General features: G+C 70.4%; 21 protein-coding genes. 10 read left to right on the plus strand and 11 right to left on the minus strand.

The window, feature by feature from the left end; all coding sequences use genetic code 11:
• Window positions 1-152: 152 nt before the first annotated feature.
• Window positions 153-740 (minus strand): ABATE domain-containing protein, encoded by a 588-nt coding sequence (locus AB0K28_RS20680; protein ID WP_364372229.1) that lies wholly within the window; start codon window positions 738-740, stop codon window positions 153-155.
• 87 nt (window positions 741-827) lie between these two features.
• Between AB0K28_RS20680 and AB0K28_RS20685 the strand changes: the two genes are divergently transcribed.
• Both AB0K28_RS20685 and AB0K28_RS20690 read left to right on the plus strand, forming a co-directional pair.
• Window positions 828-1,610, plus strand: a complete 783-nt coding sequence (locus tag AB0K28_RS20685; RefSeq protein ID WP_364372232.1) for an MBL fold metallo-hydrolase — start codon at window positions 828-830, stop codon at window positions 1,608-1,610.
• Between the two features lie 333 nt (window positions 1,611-1,943).
• Entirely contained in the window at window positions 1,944-3,251 is a 1,308-nt protein-coding gene (locus tag AB0K28_RS20690; protein WP_364372235.1) for an MFS transporter, read from the plus strand.
• Window positions 3,252-3,441: 190 nt separating this feature from the next.
• Here the strand turns inward: AB0K28_RS20690 and AB0K28_RS20695 are convergent, their stop codons facing one another.
• From AB0K28_RS20695 to AB0K28_RS20715, 5 genes are all read right to left on the minus strand, one after another.
• Entirely contained in the window at window positions 3,442-5,409 is a 1,968-nt protein-coding gene (locus AB0K28_RS20695) for a right-handed parallel beta-helix repeat-containing protein (protein ID WP_364372238.1), read from the minus strand.
• 70 nt (window positions 5,410-5,479) lie between these two features.
• Complete coding sequence (locus tag AB0K28_RS20700) at window positions 5,480-6,571, minus strand: mandelate racemase/muconate lactonizing enzyme family protein (protein ID WP_364372241.1); 1,092 nt, start codon at window positions 6,569-6,571, stop codon at window positions 5,480-5,482.
• Between the two features lie 35 nt (window positions 6,572-6,606).
• A complete protein-coding gene (locus AB0K28_RS20705; RefSeq protein WP_345405443.1) occupies window positions 6,607-7,434 on the minus strand; it encodes a carbohydrate ABC transporter permease in 828 nt (275 codons plus the stop codon).
• Window positions 7,434-8,330, minus strand: coding sequence for a sugar ABC transporter permease (locus tag AB0K28_RS20710; protein WP_345405446.1), 897 nt, complete (start codon window positions 8,328-8,330; stop codon window positions 7,434-7,436). The genes AB0K28_RS20705 and AB0K28_RS20710 overlap by 1 nt, the downstream gene beginning before the upstream one ends.
• Window positions 8,331-8,332: 2 nt before the next feature.
• On the minus strand, window positions 8,333-9,592 hold the full coding sequence (locus AB0K28_RS20715; RefSeq protein WP_364372246.1) for an extracellular solute-binding protein: 1,260 nt from the start codon (window positions 9,590-9,592) through the stop codon (window positions 8,333-8,335).
• A 136-nt stretch (window positions 9,593-9,728) separates the two neighbouring features.
• Between AB0K28_RS20715 and AB0K28_RS20720 the strand changes: the two genes are divergently transcribed.
• Window positions 9,729-10,523, plus strand: a complete 795-nt coding sequence (locus AB0K28_RS20720; protein WP_364372249.1) for a FadR/GntR family transcriptional regulator — start codon at window positions 9,729-9,731, stop codon at window positions 10,521-10,523.
• On the opposite strand, the gene AB0K28_RS20725 is transcribed toward AB0K28_RS20720, so the two are convergent.
• Genes AB0K28_RS20725 through AB0K28_RS20740 form a run of 4 tightly spaced genes read right to left on the minus strand, consistent with a single transcriptional unit; the run spans window position 10,520 to window position 15,283 of the window.
• Window positions 10,520-12,142 (minus strand): beta-xylosidase, encoded by a 1,623-nt coding sequence (locus AB0K28_RS20725; RefSeq protein ID WP_364372252.1) that lies wholly within the window; start codon window positions 12,140-12,142, stop codon window positions 10,520-10,522. The genes AB0K28_RS20720 and AB0K28_RS20725 overlap by 4 nt on opposite strands.
• Before the next feature lie 23 nt (window positions 12,143-12,165).
• Window positions 12,166-13,062 carry a carbohydrate ABC transporter permease gene (locus AB0K28_RS20730; protein WP_364372255.1) on the minus strand — a complete coding sequence of 299 codons (897 nt, stop codon included), beginning with the start codon at window positions 13,060-13,062 and terminating at the stop codon, window positions 12,166-12,168.
• Window positions 13,046-13,945 carry a sugar ABC transporter permease gene (locus AB0K28_RS20735; protein ID WP_364372258.1) on the minus strand — a complete coding sequence of 300 codons (900 nt, stop codon included), beginning with the start codon at window positions 13,943-13,945 and terminating at the stop codon, window positions 13,046-13,048. Before AB0K28_RS20735 ends, AB0K28_RS20730 begins: the two co-directional genes overlap by 17 nt.
• Before the next feature lie 30 nt (window positions 13,946-13,975).
• Window positions 13,976-15,283, minus strand: a complete 1,308-nt coding sequence (locus tag AB0K28_RS20740; protein ID WP_364372261.1) for a sugar ABC transporter substrate-binding protein — start codon at window positions 15,281-15,283, stop codon at window positions 13,976-13,978.
• A 169-nt stretch (window positions 15,284-15,452) separates the two neighbouring features.
• On the opposite strand from AB0K28_RS20740, the gene AB0K28_RS20745 reads away from it, so the two are divergent.
• From AB0K28_RS20745 to AB0K28_RS20770, 6 genes are all read left to right on the plus strand, one after another.
• A complete protein-coding gene (locus AB0K28_RS20745; protein ID WP_364372264.1) occupies window positions 15,453-16,493 on the plus strand; it encodes a substrate-binding domain-containing protein in 1,041 nt (346 codons plus the stop codon).
• 96 nt (window positions 16,494-16,589) lie between these two features.
• Window positions 16,590-17,606 carry a LacI family DNA-binding transcriptional regulator gene (locus AB0K28_RS20750; RefSeq protein ID WP_364372267.1) on the plus strand — a complete coding sequence of 339 codons (1,017 nt, stop codon included), beginning with the start codon at window positions 16,590-16,592 and terminating at the stop codon, window positions 17,604-17,606.
• Window positions 17,607-17,790: 184 nt separating this feature from the next.
• Window positions 17,791-19,914, plus strand: coding sequence for an alpha/beta hydrolase-fold protein (locus AB0K28_RS20755; RefSeq protein WP_364372269.1), 2,124 nt, complete (start codon window positions 17,791-17,793; stop codon window positions 19,912-19,914).
• Window positions 19,915-20,066: 152 nt separating this feature from the next.
• The gene (locus AB0K28_RS20760; protein WP_345405481.1) at window positions 20,067-21,461 is read left to right on the plus strand and encodes an extracellular solute-binding protein; all 1,395 of its coding nucleotides are present in this window, start codon (window positions 20,067-20,069) and stop codon (window positions 21,459-21,461) included.
• Between the two features lie 171 nt (window positions 21,462-21,632).
• The gene (locus tag AB0K28_RS20765; protein WP_355424502.1) at window positions 21,633-22,487 is read left to right on the plus strand and encodes a sugar ABC transporter permease; all 855 of its coding nucleotides are present in this window, start codon (window positions 21,633-21,635) and stop codon (window positions 22,485-22,487) included.
• Window positions 22,484-23,368, plus strand: coding sequence for a carbohydrate ABC transporter permease (locus AB0K28_RS20770; RefSeq protein ID WP_364372274.1), 885 nt, complete (start codon window positions 22,484-22,486; stop codon window positions 23,366-23,368). The genes AB0K28_RS20765 and AB0K28_RS20770 overlap by 4 nt, the downstream gene beginning before the upstream one ends.
• Before the next feature lie 6 nt (window positions 23,369-23,374).
• Here AB0K28_RS20770 and AB0K28_RS20775 read toward each other — a convergent pair whose 3' ends face one another.
• Window positions 23,375-24,388 carry a DUF4331 family protein gene (locus AB0K28_RS20775; RefSeq protein WP_364372277.1) on the minus strand — a complete coding sequence of 338 codons (1,014 nt, stop codon included), beginning with the start codon at window positions 24,386-24,388 and terminating at the stop codon, window positions 23,375-23,377.
• A gap of 183 nt (window positions 24,389-24,571) precedes the next feature.
• Between AB0K28_RS20775 and AB0K28_RS20780 the strand changes: the two genes are divergently transcribed.
• On the plus strand, window positions 24,572-25,609 hold the full coding sequence (locus AB0K28_RS20780) for a LacI family DNA-binding transcriptional regulator (protein ID WP_345405490.1): 1,038 nt from the start codon (window positions 24,572-24,574) through the stop codon (window positions 25,607-25,609).
• Window positions 25,610-25,630 lie beyond the last annotated feature (21 nt).

A 25,630-nucleotide genomic window follows, 5' to 3' on the forward strand; every position in this document is an offset into this window, starting at 1 on the left:
CGGCTGGGGGCCGTAGCCGCAGACCCGCCCGCGCCGGAAGCAGAGGACGACTTCCGGCGCGGGCGCTCCGGCCTCACGTCCGGCGGTAGCGCGGACCGTCCCGCGCTCCGTCCCGCGCTCCGGCATCGCCGCAGCCGCCGGCATCAGGGGCGTCAGCGGGTGCGGCGGGCGTAGGCGCGGGCGGCGCGGGCGCGGTCTCCGCACCGGGTGGAACACCAATGGCGGCGGCCGTGGCGCAGCAGGTAGCGGTTGCAGGGAGTGGAACCGCAGCCGGTGAGGCGTTCGGCGTCCGGCCCCGTGAGCAGGTCGGCGGTGTCGGCGGCGAGGGCCGCGAGCGCGTGGTCGAGGACCTCGTTGACGGGGCACGGCGCCGCACGATAGGGGCCGGTCTTCTCGTCCCAGTACAGCAGGGCGGCCGTCGGCGCCCTGGTCAGCGCGTCGTTGACGGCGGACAGAGCCGCGGGCAACGCGGGCAGCCCGGCGACCCGGGCGGCGAACAGCGCCCTGACGTGCTCGCGCAGCGAGCGCAGCTGCGTGGCGCACATCTCCTGCACCCCGGCGTCGGGCGGAGCGAGGCCGCGTTCGGCGAGCCACTGATTCGTCGACGCCGGGGTGCCGAGGAGGTCGATGAACTGCCCGCCCGGCAGCGCGATCGCGCTGTTGACGAAGTCGAGAGCGACGTAGTCGGCCGCCCCTGGCGCGGGCGGCAGGACGGGCTCTGCGGTCGGGGTCTCGCTCATACCTCTCATGGTACGGCTTGCGCTCATCCGTGAGGCTCCTCTACCTTCATCACGGATGAACCGCTTTCTATCCGTGAGGTATTCGACATGACCGATCCGGCCCCCGAGCCGTTCCCCGTCCGCGTCATCGGCGGCCCCACCGCCCTCTTCGACTACGGCGGCCTGCGCTTTCTGACCGACCCGACCTTCGACGCGCCCGGTGACTACCACGTACCGGGAGGCCGGCTGACCAAGACGGCCCACTCCGCCGCCGCACCGGCCGACCTCGGCCCGATCGACGTGGTCCTGCTCTCCCATGACGAGCACCCGGACAACCTGGACGCCGCCGGGCGGGCGCTGCTCGCCGACGTCCCCCTCACGCTCACCACGCCCGGGGGAGCCCGGCGCCTGGGAGGCGGTGCCAGAGGGCTCGGCGAGTGGGAGTCGATCGAGGTGGAACGTTCCGGCGGCGGCACCGTGACCGTCACCGGCGTGCCCGCCGTGCACGGGCCCGGCCCGCGCGAGCAGGTCGAAGCGATCCTCGGCGAGGTCACGGGGTTCGTCCTGACCGGCGAGGGGCTGCCCACGGTCTACGTGAGTGGTGACAACGCCTCGCTGGACGCGGTCAGACAGGTAGCCGAGCGCTACCGCCCGGTGGACACCGCCATCCTCTTCGCCGGGGCGCCCCGGTTCGACATCCTCTTCGGCGGCGAGCAGATCGTCCTCAGCAGCGCGGAGGCCGTCACGGCTGCCGAGATCCTGCACGCCCGCCGCGTGGTACCCGTCCACTACGAGGGCTGGGCCCACTTCACCGAGGGCCGCGACGCCCTGCTCGCCGCCTTCACCACCGCCGGCCTGACCGACCACCTGGACCTGGGCCGGCGCGGCTGACCCCCGCCCCGCCGGACTCGCCGAGCCCGGCCGAGCCTGGCCGATCGCCTGGTCCCGGGCTGGTGGGGATGCCCCCAGCCCGGCCGAGCCTGGCTGATCGCCTGGTCTCCGGTTGGTGGGGGGTGACTTCCGCTCGCCGGGACCGCCGCCGAGCCGGCCGATCGGCTGGTCCTGGGTCGGCGGGGTGAGTGTCTGGCTTGCCGGAACCGTCGCCGGTGGCTTCTGGGCCCGTGTCCTTTTCTGAGAAGAGCCTTCATCGTGACAACCAACGCGCCTGTTCGGAACGGGGATGTCTCCCGCCTCCGGGTACAGCGCCGTTCCCTGATCGTCCTGGTGGCCGCGCAGATCCTCAGCGGTGCCGGGCTCGCGGCCGGTGTGACCGTCGGAGCCTTGCTGGCGCAGGACGTCTTCAGCTCCACCGGCCTCGCCGGGCTGCCCAGTGCCGTGGGCACCGCCGGTTCCGCGGTCGCGGCCGTCGCCGTCGGGCGCGTGTCCCAGGCCCGCGGGCGCCGGCCCGGCCTGGCCGCCGGTTACCTGGCCGGTGCCGCCGGCAGCGCTGGCGTCGTCGTCGCCGCCATCGCCGGCAGCCCGTTCCTGCTGCTCCTCGCCCTGTTCTGCTACGGCGCCGGCACGGCCACCAATCTGCTGGCTCGTTACGCCGGCGCCGACCTGGCCGCTCCGGGCAACCGGGCCCGCGCCGTGTCCACCGTGCTGGTCGCCACGACCCTGGGAGGAGTCGCCGGCCCCAACCTCGCCGCCCCCGCCGGCGATCTCGCCCGGTCTTTGGGTATTCCCACACTGGCAGGACCGTTCCTCCTCGCCGCAGCCGCGTACGCGCTGGCCGCCGCCGTCCTGGCCGTCTACCTCCGCCCCGACCCCCTGCTGCTGGCCCGCGCTCTGAAGCCCGAACGCGACAGCGATGGGGACGGAGACGGTGACGAGGCCGATGACCGGCCGCCCGCAGCGGCCGGGGGTGCTGCCGGATCCGGCAACGGCGATGTGGTTGAAGGGTGGCGGCCGGTGGCGCAGGGTGTCGTCGCGTCGGCTGAGGGCGATGTGGATGGAGGGTCGCGGCCGGTGGAGGGGCGGCGACGTCCCGGTGTGCTGGTGGGTGCGGGGATCATGGCCCTCACTCAGCTGGTCATGGTCGCGATCATGACGATGACGCCCGTTCACATGCGCGACCACGGACACGGCACCGCTGCCGCCGGGCTCGTCATCGCCGTCCACATCGGTGCGATGTACCTGCCCTCGCCGCTGACCGGGTGGCTCGTCGACCGCTACGGCCGCCTCGTGGTCGCCGCCGCCTCCGGGCCGGTCCTCCTGGCCGCCGGGGTCGTCGCCGCCACCGCGCCCGCCGGCTCCGCCACCGCGTTCGCGATCGCCCTCGTCCTGCTGGGGCTGGGGTGGAACTTCGGCCTGATCGCCGGGACCGCCATCATCACCGACGCCGTCCCGCCGGCCGTTCGCGCCAGGACCCAGGGCTCGGCCGACGTCCTCGTCTCCGTCGCCGGCGCCACCGGCGGCATGGCCTCGGGCCTCGTCGTCGCCGTCGCGGGCTACCCCTTCCTCGCCATCTGCGGCGGCATCCTGGCGCTGGCCGTCGTGCCGGCGACGGTCGCCGCAGCGCGCGGCCGGTGAGCGCCGGCCCGCCACGGCGCGCCCGGTGGGTGCGTCATCGGCCCACCCTGCCCGATTGGCCACCCCGGCCGCCTCGGCCACCCCGGCTGTCTCGGCCCACCCCGGCTGTCTCGGCGCTGCTGGTCAGGGCCGGTCCTTCGTCGGGTACCGGGGTGGCCGGCCCCGCTTCGCAGCGAGGCCGGCCGGGTGGTCAGGGGGTCTTGCCGTGTGGGCCCGCCTGGTCGATGACCCTCTTGGCCTCCGCCGGGAGGTCGTCGGCGGTGACGGTGGTGTTGTCGCGGACGGTGTTGCCGCGTTCGCCGTCCACCAGCCCCGTGATGGCGGGGTTCGTGGTGTAGTTGCCGGTCAGCGTGATGTCGCCGGTGTGGTTGCCGTTCTGGTTGTTGGCGTGTGCCCACTGGGCGGCGGTGCCGACGAACACGTTCTCACTGGCGGACATGTACCGGGAGCCCTCGTCGAAGTACACGCCGGGTTGTCCGCTCTTCTCGCAGTAGTTCTGGTCGATGTGGCTGCGCGGCATCGCCGACAGCGTGTAGATGCAGCCGGCGTCGAACATCGTGTGCACGACGTCGCGCACGTGGTTCCCCACGACGCGGACCTCGGTGGACGTGGTCGGCGTGTCGTAGATCGGCTGGAAGTCGTACAGACCCCGGTTGATGTACTCGGGGCTGCCGCCCGGGTCGTTGGCGCCCCAGCCGAAGCCGATCCCGATCCCGGTGTACGGCAGGTCGGCGACCTCGTTCTGCTCGATGGTCAGCCGCGTGACGTAGCTGGCGAAGATGCCGTCCTGGTCGAGGTACTCGCGGGCGGTGGAGTAGATGCGGTTGCCGCTGATCCTGATGTCCTTGTTGACCATGCGCGGATCGGAGGGGTGGTGCGCGTCGGGCCGTACGCCGCCGACGACGATGCCGCCACCGGCGCTCGCGGTGAACGTGCTGTCCTTGACGGTCACGCCGTGCGCGCCCAGCCCGACCCCGGTGGCGTGGGCGTTGGCGTCGTTGCCGATGCCGAGCCCGACGGAGCCGAGGTTGACGAACGTGTCGCCGGTGAAGGTGATGTTCTCCGCGGCCGACACCTGCACCGCCGCGGGCGTCTGCGACCAGTTGTTGCGCGAGCCCTCGAAGCCCTTGCAGCCGAAGTCGCACGAGGTGAACGCGTCGGCCGGCCGGTGTTCCTGGACCCCGGCGATGAACACGCCGGTCTGCTGGTTGGCGTATCCCTCCGAGGTGCCGGGCTGCAGCCAGGTCGTGCCGGTGAAGGGCAGCCCCTCGAAGCGCAGGTTGCGGGCCGGTTCGTCGTACGTGCCGCCGATCTCCAGCAGCCGCTCGAGCCGGGGCAGTTCGACCCGCGCGCGGGACAGGTCCTGCCCGGCGAGCGGCTTGTAGAAGAGGGTCCCGGCGCTGCGGTCCAGGTACCACTCGCCCGGCTCGTCGAGGAACGCCCGGGAGTTCAGCAGGGAGAAGGTGGGCGTGCGCAGCGGCGACTGGATGGTGTCGTAGCCGTAGGTGTTGTTGTCCCAGGCCGGCTGCTGCATGGTGACCGTGGTGCCGGAGATGCTCTGTACCGGCGCGAACCGGTTGGTGAACGACAGCTTGGCCTGCAGCTCGATGCGCTGCTGGTCGGGCAGGCCGGCGAGGTGGGCCAGGCCGGGGTCGTCGAGGGTGAAGCCGGTCGCGGTGAGCGTGATGGCGTCGCGCGGCACGTCGACGCGGGCCCGCTGGGCCAGGGCGCCGTCCACGTAGAGCTGCCGGCTGTCGGCGCCGGCGCCGGCCTGCGCCTTGTAGACGCCGTCTTCGTCGGGCGTCCAGCCGGTGACGGGGCGGGCGCCGCTCAGCACGGGCTTCGCTCCTGGCCTGGCCTTCCACGTCACCACGTGCCCGTTCCTGCCGGAGTCCGCGGCGCCGAACCGCAGCGGCTCGCTCAGCCGGTAGGTGCCGCCGAGCAACTCGACGGTGACGTCGTGCCGGCCCTCGGCCGCGGCCGCGCGGGCTCTGCGCTGCGCCTCCTCAAGGGTGGCCAGCGGCCGGCCGGCGCTGCCCGGACCCTGGTCGTCGGCGTTCTTCGCACCGGTAGGGGCGACCACGATGGTCCGCGCGGGCGCGGCCTCGGCCGGGCTCGCGAGGAGCCCGCCGGCGGTCATCAAGGCAGCGGCCGCCACGACAGATGTCCTGAACGATGGGCGCACGAAGTTTCCCTTTCATTCGTGATTTCTGACGATCAGGGGTGGGTCAGCGCAGCCGCAGCCCGGCCCGCTCCGGCCGTACGTCGGGGGTGCCGTCCGAGCGGGGCGCGGGCGTGGCGATCGCGCCCTCGTCGACGGTGATGCCGAGGCCGGGGGCGTCGCCGAGCACGAAGGCGCCGTCCTCGATGGTCAGATCGACGGAGACGCCCAGCGGCGGCCGCAGGTCCTGCAGCTCGCTGACCAGGTGATTCGGTACGGAGGCCGCCGCGTGCAGCAGCCCGACGGGCGTGGTGCCGATGGGGCTCACCGGCAGGTCGTGGGCGTGCGCCAGCGCGGAGACCCGCAGGAAGTGCGTGACCCCCCAGACGGCGGCCGCCTGCACGACGTCCACCGCGCCCGCGGCCAGCAGCGGGCGGTACTGTTCGAGCCCCGTGAGGTTCTCGCCCGTGGCGACCGAGGCGCGGATCCCGCGTCCGACGGCGGCCAGCCCCTCGGCGTCCCACCGCCGCACCGGCTCCTCGATCCACACCAGGTCGAGCGCGCGTTCCAGCTCGCCGACGTGCCTGACCGCCTGCTTGCGGGTCCAGGACTCGTTGACGTCGAGCATCAGGGCGGGCCGCGCTCCGTGCCCGGCCTCGGTCAGCACCTCGCGGACGAGCTCCAGGCGCCGCCGGTCGCGGTCGATGTCGAGCCCGCCCTTGAGCTTGGCCGCCCGCAGCCCGCGCGTGGCGTACTCCTGGTGCACGGCGATGAGCTCCGCGTCGGTCAGCGCGATGTCCAGGCCCGACGCGTACGCGGGAATCCGCCGGTCGCGCCCGCCCAGGAGCCGCCACAGCGGTTCGCCGGCCGCCTGCGCCTTGATGTCCCACAACGCGGTGTCGAGCGCGCCGATCGCCCCGAACACCGCGCCCGCGTGCCCGGCCTTGAACGTCCGCCGCACCATGCGGTCGTGGAGCGCGGTGACGGCGCGCGGGTCCTCGCCCTCGATCGCCGGGAAGACGGCGTCGAGGTGGGCGTGCGCGCCGAGGCCCACGCCGGTGATCCCTTCATCGGTGTCCACCAGGACGATCGGCACGGGAACGTTCCCGTCGGCGTGCACGCCGTTGGCGTCACCGACGGGGCGGCCCCACGCCTGCACCGTGGTCAGTGTCCGATACCCCGAGATTCGCAATGTCAGCCCTTCGTGGAGCCGGCGGTGACCCCGTCGGCGATCTGGCGCTGGAGGAAGAGATAGATGAGCAGCACGGGGATCGCGGCGATGAGCACGCCCGAGGCGAACTGCGGGATGTTGTCGGAGTACTGCCCGCGCAGTGAGGTGACGCCGACCATGAGCGTGCGGTGCTCGGGCGACGGCATCATGAGCAGCGCGATCAGCACGTCGTTCCAGCAGAACAGCGCGTCCAGGATGCCGACGGACAGCAGCGCGGGAGCGCCGAGCGGGATCATGATCCGCCGGTAGACGCCGTAGGTGGAGTTGCCGTCGATGCGGGCCGCGTGCACGATGTCCGCCGGGATCGTCCGGTAGTGGCTGGTCATCAGAAAGATCGTGAAGGGCAGGAACTGCGCGACGTACGCGAGGATCAGCCCCGGATAGGTGTCGATGAGCCCGGTGTCGGCCATCACCCGCGCCAGCGGAACCATGATCACCTGGAACGGGATGAACAGCGCCGCCAGGCAGCCGAGGAACAACGCCGTCGAGCCGCGGAAGCGCAGCTGGCTGAGCGCGAACCCGGCCATCGACCCGATGAGCAGCAGCAGGACCACCGAGACGGTCACCACGAGCAGCGAGTTGGCGAAGTAGCGGGCCATGCCGACGCTGCTCCACGCCGCGGTGAGGTTCTCCAGGTGCAGGCCGCCGGCGGGGGAGAAGCGGTCGAGGATGTACTCCCGCCGGGTCTTCATGGCGACGTTCGCGGTGAACACCAGGGGATAGATGGTGGCGAGGGCGAGCAGCGCCATGGGGACGGCGGCCACCCACCGGCCGAGACGCCGGCCGCGCATCAGTCCTCACTCCCCGCGCGGCGCAGCAGCGCCACCTGCGCGACTCCGACCACGAGCATGATGAGGAACAGCACCGTGGACGCCGCCGAGGCGAGCGCCGGGCGGTTCATCTGCCCCTGCTGCATCCACACGTAGAACTCCGGCAGGTACGTCGAGCCCTCCGGGCCGCCGCTGGTCATGATGTACAGCAGGCCGAACATGGACGTCAGCATTCCGATCATGGTGGTGACGACGACGAACTGGATGGTGCGCGACAGGCCGGGGATGATGACGTGCCAGATGATCCGGGGCAGCGACGCGCCGTCGATCTTGGCGGCGTCCAGGAGCGCGGCGTCCAGGGTGGAGTACCCGGCGAGGAAGACCACCAGCGCCATCCCGAACGTCGCCCAGACGTGCACGCCGACGACCGTGAACTTCGCCAGGCCGGGGTCGCCGAGCCAGTCGATCGGCCCGAGCCCGATCAGCGCCAGCGCGGTGTTCAGCGGGCCGTCGTAGCCGAGCATCAGGTTGAAGATCGCGCCGACGATCACCGGGGAGAGCACGGCGGGGAAGAAGTAGACGCTGCGGAAGAACCGGTGTCCCGGCACCCGCAGGTAGATGAAGGTGGCCAGCAGCCCGGGGATCGCCACCGCGACGGGCAGCAGCAGCACGAGCAGCCCGACGTTGCCCAGCGCGGTCCTGAACAGCGGGTCGGCCAGCAGTTCGGCGTAGTTGTCGAGGCCGACGGGGGTGCCGTTGCGCTCGCCGTCGCCGGTGAAGGAGAAGTTGACGCCCAGCACCAGCGGCCACAGCCGCAGCGCCACGATGATGAGCACGGCCGGCGCCACCAGGACGAAGGGCGCGAGCCGCTCGGCCCGCGCCCCCCGGGGCAGGCCGAGCGTGTTTCCGATCGGCACGATCAGCTCGCCTCGTCCGCGGCGGCGAGCTGCCGTACGACGTCGTCCACCTCGGCCGATCCGCTCAGCAGCTGCTGCGACAGCCGGCCCATCAGGTCGAGGACCTTGCTGGACAGCGCGACGTGCAGCGCGGGCTTGCCGCTCTTGATCTGCGGCACGATCGCGGCCACCGCGGGCGCGCCGCCGGAGGCGTCGATGGTGGTGTCGGAGGTGATCGCGCCGGCGCCGGTGGAGAAGGCGGTCAGCGCGGCGGTCGAGGTCAGCGACCGTACGAGGTCGGCGGCGAGCGCCGGATCCTTCGCCGTCTTGGCGACCCCGTAACCGATGCCGCCGTCGTACGGCAGGACGGGCTCGGCCCCCTCGGTGACCACGGGCGCGGCCATCACGCCGACGTTGTCCGGGCCGAGGAACTCGCCGAAGTCCTTCCAGTGGCCGACGTCCGACATCAGCCCGATGACGTGCGCGGCCTTGGCGGTGTCGAAGAGCGCGAAGGCGTCGTTGAACAGGGCGGTGGAGTTGGCGCCGTCGTTGTTCAGGCCGTCGTCGCCGGCCTTCTTCCAGAGCCGGAAGATCTCCTTGACGTGCGGGGACGTCCAGTCGCGCCGGCCGGCGATCCAGTCGTCGTACTCCTTCGGCGTCAGGATGCCAGGCCCGAGCCCCGACATGAAGAACTGGATGCCGAAGCCCTCCTTGTTGCCGAGCGCCAGGCAGTCGGCGCCGGCGGCCTTCTTGATCGCGGCGCAGCCGGTGACGAAGTCGTCCCAGGTCTTCGCCGGTTCCACCCCGGCCTTCTGGTAGATCGTCTTGTTGTAGTAGATGGGGTGGCCCTGCAAGGTCACCGGGGCGGCGTAGACCTTGCCGTCCTTGCTGAAGGCGTCCCAGCCGGCCAGCCGCTGCCGGTCGGCGGCCACGTACTCGTCGAGCGGCACCAGCAGGTCCACCCGGTCGCGCAGCTGGCCGCCGCCGTTGAACAGCATGACGTCGGGGCCCTTGCCCGACTGCGCCGCCGCGCCCAGCAGCGTGTAGTACTGGTCGAACGGCTGGGCCACGAACTCGACGGTGACATCGGGATGTCGCGCGGCGAAGTCGGCCTTCGCCTTTTCCAGGTAGGACGCCACGCCCGGCTCGCCGGACTTCCAGTCCCAGACCACGATCTTGCTCGGTGCGCCCTTCGACGAGGGCTGGGTCGGTGCGGCGCTGCCGCAGCCCGACAAGGCCAGCCCGGTGACGAGGACGGCAGCCCAAAGGCTTCGCTGCTTCATGGCTTCACTCCCAGAGCGCGGCCGACGTCCCCGGCCGCAGTGCCCGAAAACGTAACTCGTATGACGTATTACGTCAACGGGGGTGCCCTATACTGGCGGGGCGCCGCCCCGGCGGCAGCGCAGCGTGGAGGAGGACATGACGGCATCGCAGGAATCGCCCGGCAGCGTCTCGGTGCCGCCCACTGGGCCGCCTACTGGACCGCCCAACTGGGTCCGCCGCCCGGCCAGCCTGGCCAAGGCGGTGACCGCGGAGCTGGTGGAGCGCATCGTGCGAGGCGTCCACCCGCCCGGCTCCCCGCTGCCCCCCGAGCCCGTGCTGTGCGAGACGTTCTCGGTGAGCCGCACGGTCGTCCGCGAGGCCGTGAAGATCCTCCAGGAGAAGGGCCTCGTCCAGGTCAGGCAGGGCGCGGGCACCACCGTCACCCCGCCCACGATGTGGGACATGCTCGACGAGCTCGTGCTCGCGGCCACCATCGACATGGACGAGAGCCTGGCCATCCTCGACGACCTCGTCGTCACGCGCCGCCTGCTCGAGTCCGACATGGCCTACCTCGCCGCCCGGCTGGCCGACGACGAGACCATCGGGCGCCTGCTCGCGCTGGTCGATCGCATGGACGAGCTGGTGGGCGACCACGTCACCTACGCCGACCACGACCGCGCCTTCCACGACGTGATCATGCAGACCTCCGGCAACCGCATCGCCCGCGGCGTCGTGCGCTCGCTGGAGAGCCAGGTCGTCAACACCGCCCGCTACCTCGGCGAGCCCCAGCGCGCGCTGTGCGTGGCGTCCAACCAGGGCCACCGCCGTATCTACGAGCGCATCGCCGCGCACGACCCCGAGGGCGCCAGCGCGGCGATGTTCACCCACATCACCGAGGCGTGGCTGGTCAGGCGCAAGGCCCCCACCGCCCCGGTGCGCCTGCAACGCTAAGCGGACTGCCGCAGCGACAGCACCGCCCAGGGCGCCAGCTCGACGTCCAGCTCCAGCACGCCGTCGCCGGGCACGGTCAGCGTGGACGCGTGCAGCGCGTCGGCCACCGCGCGCAGGTGGTCGCGCTGCGCCGGCGACAGGTTGAGCGGCCCGCCGAGAGCGTGCCACGCCTCGGCGACGTTGCCGTGCTCCCAGTCCAGCACCTCGACGAGGAACGTGGTGCCCGGCTCCAGCCCTTCGATCGTGTGGCGGATCCTGCGGCCCGGCCCGACGTCCGCCAGCTCGCGGGTCGCCTCGTACGTGCCGCGGGCACTCAGCCCCTTCAGCCCCATGCCGTCCGGATAGTTGAAGAACACCGCCGACACGGCCGAGGTGCGGCTGTCGCGGGTCACCACCCCGTCGGGCGTGGCGAGCAGCAGCCGGTCGCCCAGCCGTTCCAGCATGGTGAACGCGTGGAACGTCGGCTTGTGGATGCCGTCCTCGTTGACCAGCCCGAACCCGCCGTGGAACGGTCCGATGCCGGCCCCGCCCTCCTCGAACACGTCGGTGAACGTCCAGTAGGAGATGGAGTCGGCCAGGGACGCGCACTGCAGGTAGGAGCGGGTGATGGAGGTGGCCGCGAACACCGTGTCGTGGATGAAGTCGCGCGACGACGGCGACGTGGACCACTCGGTGATGTGGATCTCCGCGTCCGGGTAGGCGCTCTCGCGCAGCAGCGCCCGTAGCAGGGTCAGGTCGTCGTACGTGGCGTCGGCGTACCGGGTGATCTGCACCGCCTGGCCGTCGGCGCCGTAGGCGTAGTCGGTGGGGTAGAGATGGGTCGAGACGAAGTCCACCGGCAGGTTCCGCTCCGCGCACCAGGACAGGAAGTCCTCGATCCACACCGGCCGCCAGTCGAGCGCGTCCACGTCGGTCGCGGCGGCCGTCTCCAGCATCGCCGAGCGGTCCTCGACCTCGCCCTTGTAGCGGTCGTCGGGCACGAAGACGCTGGTGGACGGGCCGCCCACCTTCAGCTCGGGGTCGATCGCCTTGATGGCCCGCACGCTCGCCTCGTACAGCTCGAAGTACTCGGTCTTGGTGCCGGTCCAGAAGTGGGGGACGAGGTTCGGCTCGTTCCACACCTCGAAGCGCCACTGCCGCACCTCGTCCAGGCCGTACCGGCCGATCCAGTGCTCGACGGTCGCGGTGACGAGGTCGCTCCAGCGCCGCATGTCCTTGGGCGGGCTGCAGTGCGCGCCCCACCAGAACAGCGTCTCCGTCTGGGTGGCCAGCTCGCGCGGCATGAACCCCAGCTCGACGAACGGGCGCACGCCCTGCTCCAGCAGGAAGTCGAAGACCTTGTCCACGTAGGAGAAGGTGTGCACCGGGGAGGGGAGCGGGCTGTTCGGGCCGAAGCCGCCGCCGTAGCTCTCGCGGTAGACGAACATGTCGTCGTGGAAGAGGCCGTGGAAGCGGACGTACTTCACCTTGAGGGTGTCCGCCACCTCGGCGAACTGCCGCTGCCAGTCCGCGCGCAGGGCCTCGTTGGCCCGCCCGGCCCCGATGCAGGCGCTCCAGACGTGCGGGAACGCGCTCTCCTCGCGCGGCTCCCCGTCGATGCGCAGCAGGGATCTCGTCATGATCTCTCTTTCTTGAGGGAGCGTCAGCCCTTGACGGCGCCCATGGTCAGGCCCGACTGCCAGTACCGCTGCAGGCAGAGGAACGCGATGATCAGCGGGATGATGGTGAGCAGCGAGGACGTGATCACCAGGTTCTGCACCAGGGCGCCGTTGCCGGCCGACGAGCCGAGCTTGTTCCACTGGTTGATGCCGACGGTCAGCGGATACCAGTCGGGGTTCTTCAGCATGATCAGCGGCAGGAAATAGTTGTTCCAGATCGACACGAGCGAGAACAGCAGCACGGTCACGCCCGCCGGGGCCAGCAGCGGCAGCGCGATCTGCAGGAACGTCCTGAACTCGCCGGCGCCGTCGATCTTCGCCGCCTCCAGCAGCCCGGTCGGCACGGCCTCGGCCGTGAACACCCACATCAGGTACAGCCCGAACGGATTGATGAAGGACGGGATGAGGATCGCCCACGGGGTGTCGGTCAGGCCCAGCTCCGCGAAGAGCAGGAACTGCGGGATCGCCAGCGCGATGCCGGGCACCGAGATCGACCCCAGGATGACGAGGAGGAACACCCGCTTGCCGGTGAAGTGCAGCTTGGCCAGCGCGTACCCGCCGAGCGCGGCGAGGAACGTCGAGACCGTCGCGCCGACGACCACGTAGAGGACGGTGTTGAGCAGCCACCGGGAGAAGATGCCGTCCTGGTAGGTGAAGACCTGCACGACGTTGTCCCACAGCGCGAACTCGCGGCCCGGCGCCAGCCCGAACGTCGAGACGAAGTCCTCCTGCGACTTGGTCGCGTTGATGACCAGCCAGACCAGCGGCAGCAGGCAGTACAGCGTGAACAGCCCGGTCATCAAGGTGAGGGTCTTGCTCTTGCGCGGATTGTCCACGGTGTAGAGGCGCGGGTAGGGCCGCAGGCTACTGGTCGGTCGCATTCCTCAGCCCTCTGATCTGGACGGCGTAGGCGACGGCGATCGTGATCGCCGCCATGACGAGCGCGAGCGCTGCCGCGTACCCCTGCTGGGAGCCGGTGAAGGCCAGGTTGTACGCGTACAGGTTCGGCGTGTAGAAGCTGGTGACGCCGCTGTTGGCGACCATCGTCGGCAGGATCTGCGGCTCGTTGAACATCTGGAACGTGCCGATGATCGAGAAGATGACGGTCACGACCAGCGAGCCGCGCAGCGCCGGCAGCTTGATGGCCCGCACGATCTGCCACTCGTTCGCACCGTCGATCGCCGCCGCCTCGTACAGCTCGCGCGGGATGGCCTTGAGCGCGGCGTAGAAGATGAGCATGTTGAAGCCGGTGAACGCCCACGTCACCATCACGCCGATGGAGATGAGCGTGGTGCCGGGGGAGAAGGGGTCGAAGTCGGTGCCGAGGGCGTCGTTGAGGCTGCCGAACAGGCCGTACTTGACGCCGAGCAGGAATCCCCACATGAGGGTCGCCACGATCGCCGGCACCGCGTACGGCAGGAAGATCGTCACCCGCAGGAACCGGGCGCCGTGCAGGCGCAGGCTGTCGAGGGCGAGCGCCAGCGCCGTCGAGAGGAGCAGCATGATCGGCACCTGCACGAGCGTGAACCGCACGACGCGTCCCACGCCGTCCCAGAACTGTGGGTCGGCGATGAGCTTGGTGTAGTTGTCCAGGCCGACGAAGACGTTGCCGCCGACCAGCTTGTCCTGGAAAAGGCTGAGGTAGGCGGCGTACGCGATGGGCACGATGAACACCAGGGCGAACAGCGCCGCGAAGGGCGCGATGAACGCCAGCCCGGTCTGCGGCCTGCCCCGCCTGCGCACCGGCGCGGGTGCGTGGGTCATAGTCGGAGTTCCTTCCTGGAAGCAGGCCCGCTAGTCCACCTGGAAGCCCTGCTCGTTGCCGTACTGGATGCAGCGTTGCCGCCACTGCTCCAGCACCTCGGCGAGCGAGCCCTTGCCCGTGGTGTAGAACGGCGAGGCGAGGTCGCCGTAGATCGAGCGCGCCCACTCGAAGAACGGCGGATACTGCCAGTCGTCGGCGACGATCTCCGTGGCCTCGGCCAGCACGCCGCCGACCTTCTGGCCGCCGAAATACTCGTTGGCCTTGCCGGTGAAGGTCTCGTTCTCCAGCACCGACAGGTTCGGCACGAACGCGCCCGCGTCGACGCGGGTCTGCAGGCCGCCGCCGTGCGCGAAGTATTCGAGGAAGGAGAAGGCCGCCTCCTTGTGCTCGGCCGCCTCGGGGATGCCGAAGGAGCTGCCGCCGTTCGCCGCGCCGACCTTCTCGCCCTCCTGCCACTGCGGCATCAGGGCCACCTTGAAGTCGCCCGCGGCCTTCGGCGCGCGTTCGGGCAGCGTGGAGGTGAGCCAGCCGCCCATGGTCTGGGTGGCGAGGGTGCCGTCGTTGAGGGTCCTGTTCCAGTCGTCCGACCAGCCGGTGACCTTGGTGTTGATCAGGCCCTCGTCCAGCATCTTCTGCCAGAAGGCCACGGCCTTGGTGGTGCCGGGGTCGGTGAAGTCGATGTGCACCTTGGTGCCGTCCACCTTGAACGGGCGGCCGCCGGCCTGCCAGATGAGCGAGAGCAGGAAGAAGATGTCGCCGGTGTCCTGGGCGATGTAGTAGTCGTCGCCGAGCTCGCGGATCTTCTTGGCCGCCTCGTAGTACGCGTCCCACGTGGCCGGGGGCTCGTCGATGCCGGCCTTCTTCAGTGTGGCCTCGTTGTAGAACATCGCCGATGGCCCGTAGTCGGACGGCAGCGCGTACACCTTGCCGTTGACCGTCACGTCGTTCCACGCGGCCGGCACGTAGTCGGCCTTCAGCTTGTCCGCGCCGAGTTCGCCGAGGTCGGCCAGCTTGCCGGGGACCGCGAAGTACGGCACCGCGAAATACTCGAACATCACCAGGTCCGGCACGCCGGAGCCGGCCTGGATGGCGTTGTCGAGCGCCTTGTACTCGTCCTGTGACGAGCCCGCGTTGACGACCTCGACCTTGATGTTCGGATGCGCGGCCTGGAAACCGGGCACGGCCTGCTCGACGGTGCCGTCCCAGCTCCAGACGGTGATCTTCACCTGTTCGCCGCCGTCCGCGCCTGCCTGTCCGCCGCCGCCCGAGCACGCGGTCAGCGCGAGCATCGGCACGAGTGCCGCGCAGAGGAGTTTGACCTTCCGGGAGAGCCGCATGGGGTCTCGCCTCTCGTCCTGAGCCGGTTACGAAATTATTTCGCAACATGTTCGGTGTTGCGGAGGACCATAGGTGTCGTTTCTGTTCGATGTCAACGGTTGATCCTGCGGGATCGGGGCCGTGGTAGGTTTACGAAACAATTTCGTTGGAAGCCCGGGAGGAGCCTTGATGGGACGACGAGGTCGTTCTGAGCGCGTCACCTTGGCCGACGTCGCGCGGCTGGCCGGCGTCTCGCCGACGACGGCCTCGAAGGTGCTCAACGGGCGCAGCGACGTGGGCGCCAAGACCCGCGAGCTGGTGCTGGGCGTGATGGCCGAGATCGGCTACAAGCCGACGGCGGTCCGGCACGAGCAGCCTCGCGACAACACGCTGGTCACCGTGCTCGACATCGTCGAGTCCCGCTACGCCGGAACGGTGCTGCAGGGCATCCTGCTGGCCGCGACGACCGCGCGGGCCGAGCTGCTGCTGCGCCTGCCGCCCGACGAGCCGGTCAGCACCAGCCGTACGGCGGCCCGCACCTGGGTCGAGGAGCAGCAGGCGTCGGGCGTCGTCGGCGTGATCGCGCTGGCCGTCGCCGTGCCCGACCCGGTGCTGCTCGCCGCCGACGACCTCGGCCTGCCCATCGTCACGATCGACCCCATCGACACCACCGAGTCACGCCTGGTCAGCATCGGCTCCACGAACTGGGCGGGCGGCCGTTCCGCGACCGAACACGTCATCAAGCTCGGCCACCGCAGGATCGGCTGGATCGGCGGCCCGCTGGGTTCGGCCCCTTCGCTCGAACGTTTCCACGGTTACCAGGCCGCGCTCGACTCGGCCAGCATCACCCCTGACCGCGCGCTGGTCCGCCACGAGGCGTTCTCCGTCGAGGCGGGGCGGCGCCACGGCCGCGACCTGCTCGCGCTCGCCGACCGGCCCACCGCGATCGTCGCGGGCAACGACGAGATAGCGGTCGGGGTGCTCGCCGCGGCGGGTGACCTGGGCGTCCCCGTGCCGGGGCAGCTGTCGGTGACCGGCTTCGACGACACGCCGCAGACGCAGTGGACGACGCCGCGCCTCACCTCCGTCCGCCAGCCCCTGGAGGGCATGGGCCGGATGGCGGTGGAGACGGTGCTCGGCATGGCCGAGGGCGTCCAGCCCGCCTCCCGGCATCTGCAGCTAGCGACCAGCCTCAGCGTTCGCGACTCGACGGGCCCGGCCCCCGCCTGATCAAGTAGCCGAAAGTTACTCTTGTTTTCTGTGAACGTTATCGCTTACGTTGCTGCTGCAAACGTAACCGATAACGATTCCCCCTAGTGAGGCGGTATGGCCCTGGGCGGCTCGCCCGTGACCATGAGCGACGTCGCCCGGCTCGCGGGCGTCTCGACCACGACGGTCTCCCGGGTGGTCAACGGGCGGTACGGCGTCAGTGCGCACACCATCGCCCAGGTCCGCTCCGCGATCGAGCGGCTCGGCTACGAGTCGAGCCTGGTGGCGACCAGCCTGCGGCGCAGCAGGACCGACGTGCTCGGCCTGGTGACGCACAGCTTCCAGTCCTACACCGCCGAAGTGCTCAAGGGCGTGATGGACGCGCTGAGCCGATCGGGTCTCGACCTGATCATCTACGCCGACAGCGACCTGTACGGAACCTACGCGGAGGGCTGGGAGCAGCGGCACCTGGCCCGCCTCGCGGGCACGCTGACCGACGGCTGCATCGTGGTCACGCCCTCGGGCGAGATCCGCAGCGGCATCCCGGTCGTCGCCATCGACCCGGCGAAGGACTCGCAGGTGCCGTCGGTCACGGCCGCCAACTTCGAGGGCGCCACCGCGGTGGTCGAGCACCTGCTCGGCCTCGGGCACCGGCGCATCGCGTTCATCGCTGGCCGCGCCGAGCTGGCCGCCTCGTGGTCACGCGAGGAGGGCTACCGCAAGGCGCTGGCCCGGGCGGGCGTACCGGCCGACCCCTCCCTGATCGCGCAGGGCGACTTCAACCCCGACTCGGCGGCGCCGCTCGCGCGGGCGCTGCTGGCGCGGCCCGACCGGCCGACCGCGATCTTCGCGGCGAACGACGGGATGGCGCTGAAGACCCTGGAGGTCGCCAAGGAGCTGGGGCTCAGCGTCCCCGGCGACCTGTCGATCGCCGGCTTCGACGACATCCCCGAGTCGGCGCTGGCCCAGCCGGGGCTCACCACGGTGGACCAGTCGGTGTACCGGCTCGGCCTCGAGGCCGCGCGCATGCTCAAGGCGCTGGTGCGCGGCGGCTGGGACGGCCCCGGCCAGATCGTGCTCCCGACCCGGCTGATCGTGCGCGGCTCGACCGCGCCGCCGAGGAGCGCCATGTGATCGTGAAGCCACGCGATGTAGTGGCGTCACGCCGCACCTGACACCCGCGGCAACGGGCGTCAGGCGGGCAAGCGGATCCCACGACGGAATGGAGGTGCGAAACACCCACAACACAGAGTCCACCGCATGAATCAGGCCGACCACCCGGGCTGCAACCGTGGCCGGCCATCAAGGGAGTTTTTGCATGCCTTCTTTAGAATATCACGGCAGGTCACGCGTGCTCCGGCTCACCGCCGCGATCACCGCGGCCCTCGTCGCGCTCGCGGTGGCGGTGCTCGCCCCGCGACCGGCGATCGCCGACACTCCGTGGCTGGCCGTCTCGGAGGACGGCTACGCCTCGTTCACCGTTCCCGTCTCCGCCGTCGAGGCCGCCATCGGGGGCTCGGTGTCGTCGGTCCTCATCGAGGGGAACTTCGGGCCCTCCGCCGCGTGGGCGGAGTTCGGGCTGACCCGCCGCGGTGACGCCTTCTCCGGCGTGCTCGGCCCGCTCAAGCCCGGCCTGTACGCCTACCAGGTCACGGCCGACGAGACCAAGGGCGTCAAGGACCCGACCAACGCCACCACCGTGGCCTCCAAGCCGCTGTGGAGCACGTTCTTCGTGGCCGGCGAGCAGGCCGCCCCGCTGGCGGACGTGCCCGAGGGGCAGGGCGGCACGGTCGAGACCCTCGCCTACGCCAAGGGCTCGGCCCTGGTCTGGACGCCGCGCGGCTACACCGGCAAGGGCGCCAAGAAGTATCCGGTGCTCTACCTCGACACCGCGGGTGCCGCCGCCGGCGACTGGCTGGACCTCGGCCGCGCCAAGCAGATCCTCGACAACCTGTCGGCCCGCAAGGCCATCGAGCCGATGGTGGTCGTGATCGGCGAGACCGGCAAGGAGCTGCAGCAGGCGGTCGCCGGCCGCTACCGCGTCCACCGCGGCCCCGCCCACCAGGCGATCGCCGGCGCGGGCGAGGGCGGGACGAACGCGCTGCGCGCCGCGCTCGGCCACCCCGCCGAGTACGCCTACGCCGGCTCGTTCTCGGGCCTGCTGACCGAGGCCGCCGGCAAGCACAAGCCGCACCTCAAGCTGCTGCGCCTCTACACCGGCAACGTGACGGACCCGGCGTACAACGCGACCGTGAAGCTCACCAAGGCGCTCGACCGCGCCCGCGTCTCCTACGAGTTCGACGGGGTCAACCCCGACGCGGGAGCGAACTGGAATGCCTGGCAGGAGAACCTGATCGACTTCCTGCCGCGCCTGTTCCGCGACGTCCGCGACCACGGCCCGAGCGACGGGCACGGAAGGCTGAAGGGCGAGTTCGCCCCGCCGCCTCCTGGCACGACGCCGACGCCGTTCGTGACCGACGACGGCTTCGTCACGTTCGAGACCACCACCGAGTTCGCCGCCGCCAAGCAGGTCAAGGTGTGGGCGAACTGGGCGCCCGGTGGCAGCTGGCTGCGCATCCACCTGACCAAGGCGGGGGACCGGTGGCGGGGGACCGTCGGCCCGCTCGACCCGTGGTTCTACTACTACAAGTTGATGGTGGACGGCGTCTCGCTCAAGGACGCGTCGAACCCGACCAAGGTCACCACCGAGCAGACCTGGAGCACCTTCCTCGTCAACGGCGAGCAGGCCCGCCTGCTCACGGACGTTCCCGAGGGCCAGGGCGGCAAGGTGGAGCCCTTGACGTACCAGAGCACGGTCGCGAACCAGGAGCGGACCGCGCTGGTGTGGACCCCGCCGGGTTACGACCCCGACCGCGCGGAGCCGTACCCCGTCTTCTTCCTCCAGCACGGCGGTGGCCAGAACTACACCGACTGGACCGAGATGGGGCGGGCCAAGCAGATCCTCGACCATCACTTCCTCGACGGGAAGATCGTGCCGATGGTCGTGGTGATGGGCAACGGCAACGTCTCCGACTTCAACCGCGAGCTGCTGGAGAACATCGCCCCGGCGGCGAAGGCCCGTTACAACATCTCCGACGACCCGTCGCAGCAGGCGCTCGCCGGGCTGTCGATGGGCGGCGGCCAGACGTTCGGCATGCTCAAGGCACACCCCGGACGGTTCGCCTACATCGCGGCGTTCTCGGCCGGCTTCGGCAGCGGCGCGGGCGTCGACGCCGAGGCGATCAACAGCGGCACCAAGCTGCTGCGCCTCTACATCGGCGACCAGACGGACTTCGTCTACCCGGGGTTCGCCTCCACCCTGGCCACCCTGGACGACCTCGGGATCCGCTACGAGTTCGACGGCGTCACCCCGGGACCGCACGGCTGGGACGTCTGGCAGAAGAACCTCATCGACCTGGCACCCCGCCTGTTCAAGCGCTGAGCCCGGCGGCTCTGCCCCGGTAGAGCCGTGTTAGCGCTCACATGAGGATCGGCGGCGGGGCACGGGAGCCATCCGTGCCCCGTCCGCCGATCACTCGGCCCCACCGGTGGCGCACGAATCCCCGCGTGCGCCGCGATCGCAAGGAAAACACCATGAAGAAGACACGGCTCTCCACCGCGGCGCTCCTCCTCGCCGCCGCGACCGCGCTCGCGGGCTGCGCTCCCGACCCGGGCGGCGGCGGTGGCACGGACGCGAACGCGACCAAGGCCGCCACGAACGATGGCGGCGGCAACAGCGCGAGCAACTGCACGAACACCATCCCCAAGAAGGACCTGCCGGTCGTCACGATGTGGGGCTGGTATCCGAACACGCAGCTCGTCGTCGACAACTTCAACAAGCAGAGCAGCGACGTCCAGGTCTGCTGGACCAACGTCGGCCAGGGCAGCGACGAGTACGAGAAGTTCCAGACCGCGATCGCGGCGGGCACCGGCGCACCCGACGTCATCATGATCGAGATGGACCGCATCCCGACCTTCCAGATCCAGAACGCGCTGGTCGACATCAAGCAGTACGGCTACGACTCCGTCAAGGCCGATTACGGCGAGGGCGCGTGGAAGGACGTCTCGGTCGGCGACGCGATCTACGGCGTGCCGGTCGACGGCGGCCCGCTGGCGATGATCTACCGCAAGGACATCTTCGACAAGTACAAGATCAAGCCGCCGACGACGTGGGCCGAGTACGAGGAGGCGGCCCAGAAGGTGAAGGACGAGGGAGGCCCCGCGTTCGGCGACTTCGCCGCCAACGTCTCGGCGCTCACCATGGCGCTGCAGATCCAGAAGGGCGCCAAGCCCTTCACCTACGACCCGGCGCAGAAGGACACGATCGGCATCAAGCTGAACGACCAGGCGTCCAAGGACGTGCTGGAGTACTGGGGCCGGCTGGCCAGCAAGGGCCTCGTCGGGACGCAGGACCAGTTCACGCCCGAGTACATCTCCGGCGTCATCAACGGCAAGTACGCCACGTACATCTCGGCCGCCTGGGCGCCCGGCTACCTCACCGGCGCCGGCGTCGGCAAGGGCGAGGACACCGGCAAGTTCGCGGTGGCGCCGCTGCCGCAGTGGGACCCCGCCAACCCGGTGCAGGTCAACTGGGGCGGGTCGGCGTTCTCGGTGACGACCCAGGCCAAGAACCCCGAGCTGGCGGCGAAGGTGGCCTACGGCCTCTACGCCGACAAGGAGTCGCTCACCGACGGCTGGACCAACCAGATCATCTTCCCGCTCAACCTCAAGGCGCTGAACGACCCGGCGTTCGAGGAGCTGAAGGTGGAGTTCTTCGACGGCCAGCAGGCGAACAAGGAGGTGTACGTCCCGGCGGCGAACGCCTACCAGGGCGTCACCTACAGCCCGTTCGGCCAGTACTACTTCGACGCCATGACGAAGCAGGTCAGCGCGCTCATCGACGGCTCCGTCAACGCCGCGCAGGCCGCCGACAAGCTGCAGGAGGACGTGGCCGGCTACGCCAAGGAACAAGGCTTCACCGTCCAGTGACGCCGCGGGAACCGGCCGCCGCCCACGCGCGGCGGCCGGCCCGTACCCGACCTCCCCGCATCCCCTGTTTTCCCGGAGCCAGAAATGACCCTCATGATGGAGAAGAGTGCGCCAAGCGCCAAGGACAGGAAATCGAGCAGTCGCGGCAAGGTGCGCCTTCGCGAGCATCTGATGGGGTGGCTCTTCGTCGGGCCGTTCGGGCTCGTCTTCCTGGCGCTGCTCATCGCGCCGCTGTGCTACGCCTTCTATCTCAGCCTGTGGCAGAAGCGGTTGATCGGCGGCACCAGCTTCGTCTTCCTCGACAATTACGTTAAGGCGTTCACCGACCCCAGTTTTCTGTCCGGCACCTGGTTCGTCATCCGCTTCTCGCTGGTCTCCATCCCGCTGCAGATCATCGTCGCGCTCGTGATGGCCCTGATCCTGGACTCGGTCACCTCGCGGTTCGCCCGCTTCTCGCGCCTGATGATCTTCCTGCCGTACGCGATCCCGACGGTCATCGGCGCGGTCATGTGGGGCTTCCTCTACAGCAAGAGCTTCGGCCCGCTGACCGACATCTTCAGCCTGTTCGGCACCACGGCGCCGGACTTCCTCAGCAGCAACCTGATCTTCTACGGCCTGGTCAACATCGTCACCTGGCAGTGGGCCGGCTACTACATGATCATCCTGTACGCCGCCCTCCAGGGCATCGACCCGGCCCTGTACGAGGCCGCCCGCATGGACGGCGCCGGCGGCCGGCAGATCGCGCTGCGCATCAAGATCCCGCTGATCGCGCCCGCGCTGCTGCTCATCCTGGTCTTCTCGCTCATCGGCACCCTGCAGTTCTTCAACGAGCCGCAGATCCTGCGCTCGCTCGCGGCCGGCACCATCGGCCCCGACTTCACCCCCAACATGTACGCCTACCAGCAGGCCTTCGGCCTGGCGAACTTCACCTACGGATCGGCGATCTCCTTCGCCCTCGGCGGGGTCATCTTCGCCGGCGTCTACGCCTTCCTGTTCTTCACCCGCAAGCGGAGGACCTTCCTGTGACGAGTGACCGCTCGCCCGCCGGCACCCGTCGCCGGCCGAACCGCAACCTGCCCCTGCACCTCCTGCTCGCCTTCCTGGTCGTGTACTTCCTGGTGCCGTTCTGGTGGGTCGTCGTCAACAGCTCCAAGGACGCGGCCGGCCTGTTCTCCGGTGGCAACACCCTCTGGTTCTCGGGCAACGTCGACTACCTCGGCAATCTGCAGCAGCTGTTCACCTACGACAACGGCATCTACGCCAGGTGGATACTCAACTCCACCCTGTACGCCCTGGCCGGCGGCATCGGCGCGACCGTCCTGGCCGTCATGGCCGGCTACGGGTTCGCCAAGTACCGCTTCGCGGGCCGGCGCTTCAGCTTCTCGCTCGTCCTCGGCGCGCTGATGGTGCCCGCGACGGCGCTGGTGATCCCGACGTTCATGATGTTCTCCGAGTTCGGGCTGACCAACACGATCTGGGCGGTCATCCTGCCGTCGCTGCTCAACCCGTTCGGCGTGTACCTCATGCACGTCTACGCGCGCGACGCGGTGCCCAACGAGATCCTGGACGCCGCCCGCGCCGACGGCGCGGGCGAGATCCGCACGTTCCTCCGGGTCGCGTTCCCGCTGATGCGGCCGGCCGTGGTCACCGTGCTGCTGCTGTCGGCGGTCGCCTCGTGGAACAACTACTTCCTGCCGCTCGCCATGCTGTCGGACAACCGGCTCTTCCCCGTCACCGTCGGGCTCGGGCTCTGGCAGGGCATCGCCTCGGCCAACAACGCGGGCACCACCTCGCTGTGGAGCCTCATCATCCTCGGCGCGCTGGTGTCGATCATCCCGCTCGTCATCTCGTTCTTCGTCCTGCAACGCCACTGGCGCGGCGGCCTGTCCGTCGGCGGCCTGCGCTAGGAGCTCTCAGGACGCGGGGTGCGGGTCGCCGAGGTACGGGAACCGGTCGAGCGTGTCGGTGTGCGGGCTCAGGCCGGTGGGCGGCGCCTCGTTCTTCGTGAGGAACGCGACGCGGATGTCGATGACGTCCTCGGTGAACGTCCGGCCGTTCGGATAGGCGGCCGGCTTCGCCGGGTCGAAGTGCAGCACGTCCGGCAGCAGGCCGTGCTCGTCGATCGCGGCGATCGCCTCCTCGCGCGAGTAGCCGCCGGTGTGGCCGAGCAGGTGCACGAACGGGTCGGTCCACCGCTCCCGGTCGCCGGCCGGCTCGCTCGCGTTGTACTCCTCCTTGGTGTCGTCGGTGTTGAAGAAGCTGCTCATCGACGGGTGCCCGGCCCGGTCCACGTGCACGAGCCGGCCGTCGCGCCGCACGCTGCACCGGCCCCAGGCGTGCAGCTCGGGCCGGGGCGCCAGCGCGTCGGTGGGCAGCTCGACGGCCATGGAGAAGACGTTCGCCGTGACGTTGGAGTCGACGCCCGTCCACGGTGACGTCCCGCCCAGGTGCGGCGCGGTGAAGTTGCGCTTGCCGCTGGTGTCGAACAGGTTCTTGATGCCGTCGTAGTCGAAGAAGAAGGCGTCGCTGCGGCTGCCGGCCGCGATCGTGTGGTGCCCGGCCGTCACCACGTTCGCCTCGGGGCCGAACGAGACGCGGGCGTCCTTCACGATCTCGGTGCCGCCCGGCTCAGGGTCGCGGGCCTGCTCGCCGGTCGCCAGGTACACGCTGTAGGTCTGGGAGCCGTCCGGTTCCGGCTCGCCGAACACCCAGCTGAACGCGATGTCGGTCAGGTAGTCGCCGTCGTTGTCGATGTTCAGGCGGTAGACGGCGTCCGGGTGCAGGGCGTCGGCGTTGGGGTTGGCGTTGAGGATGAGCACCGTCCTGCCCGGGTCGCCCGGCGCCTGGAAGGCGTACAGGTCGCACAGGTCGAGGCGCTGGTCGCCGAGTGGCGGCCCGAGGCTGAGGCCGGTGAAGTGGTTGGACATGGCTGACCCTCCCAGCGGCTGCTGGTTCGTCGCGAGACCTTCCCTGTCACGCTAGGTCAGAGGTGGCAAACGGTGGCGAAAGCCGCAGTCGGCCGCTTGCCGGGTCTTGAGGAGCGATGTTGCCGCGTGGCAAAGTGGGCTTTGCCACGCGGCAAAGAGCGTCTCTGGAGGAGGTGGGCGGCCGTGGTCACCCAGCGGGACGTGGCGCGGCTGGCCGGAGTCTCCGTGCGTACCGTCTCCAACGTCGTCAACGACTTCCCGCACGTCTCGCCGCAGACCCGCGCGCAGGTGCAGCGCGTGCTGGACGAGCTCGACTACCGGCCCAACGTCGCCGCCCGCAGCCTCAACCTGGGCAGGTCCCGGCTGCTCGCCCTCGTGCTGCCGCTCGACGTGCCGTACTTCACCGAGCTGGCCGGCCACGTCGTCGACCAGGCGGAAGAGCGCGGCTACACGGTGCTCATCGACGGCACCGAGGGCATGGCCGAGCGCGAACGGCAGATCCTCATGCGGCGCGACCGGTCGGCGCTGTTCGACGGGTTCATCTTCAGCCCCATCGGCCTGACCGGGAACGAGCTGCGCCGCTGGGCCGGCGACTGCCCCGCCGTACTGCTGGGGGAGCTGCGGGTGCCGGGCGTCGACCACGTCGGCATCGACGACACCGCCGCGGCCCGCGCGGTCACCGCCCACCTCGCCTCGCTGGGCCGCACCCGGGTCGCCGTCATCGGCGTGCCGCACCCGCCGCCGGCCGACGCCCTCGACGCGCCGGCCGGACGGGAGACCTCGGTGCATCGCGCGGCCGGATACGAGCAGGGGCTCGCCGACGCCCGGCTGCCCTACCGGCCCGAGCTGGCCGTACGCGTGCGGCACTACCAGCGCGAGGACGGCCGGCGCGCGATGGAGGAGCTGCTCGCCCTGCCGGAGCCGCCGGACGCCGTCTTCTGCGCCAACGACCTGCTCGCCATCGGCGCCGTGCACGCCGTCCTCGCCGCCGGGCTGCGCGTCCCCGAGGACGTCGCCGTCGCCGGCTTCGACGGCATCGAGGAGGGCCGGTACGCCAACCCCGCCCTGACCACCGTCGAGCCCGACAAGCGGCGCATCGCCGAGCTGGCCGTGACCCGGCTGCTGGAACGGGTCGAGGGCGGCGCGAGCGAGCCCGTCCACCTGGAGGCGCCCTGGCGGCTGGCGGTCAACGCCAGCACCGCGGGCCGCCGAAGCGCATGACGTCGATCACCCTCCACGAGA

Source organism: Nonomuraea sp. NPDC049504, assembly GCF_040676845.1.
Taxonomy (GTDB): domain Bacteria; phylum Actinomycetota; class Actinomycetes; order Streptosporangiales; family Streptosporangiaceae; genus Nonomuraea; species Nonomuraea salmonea.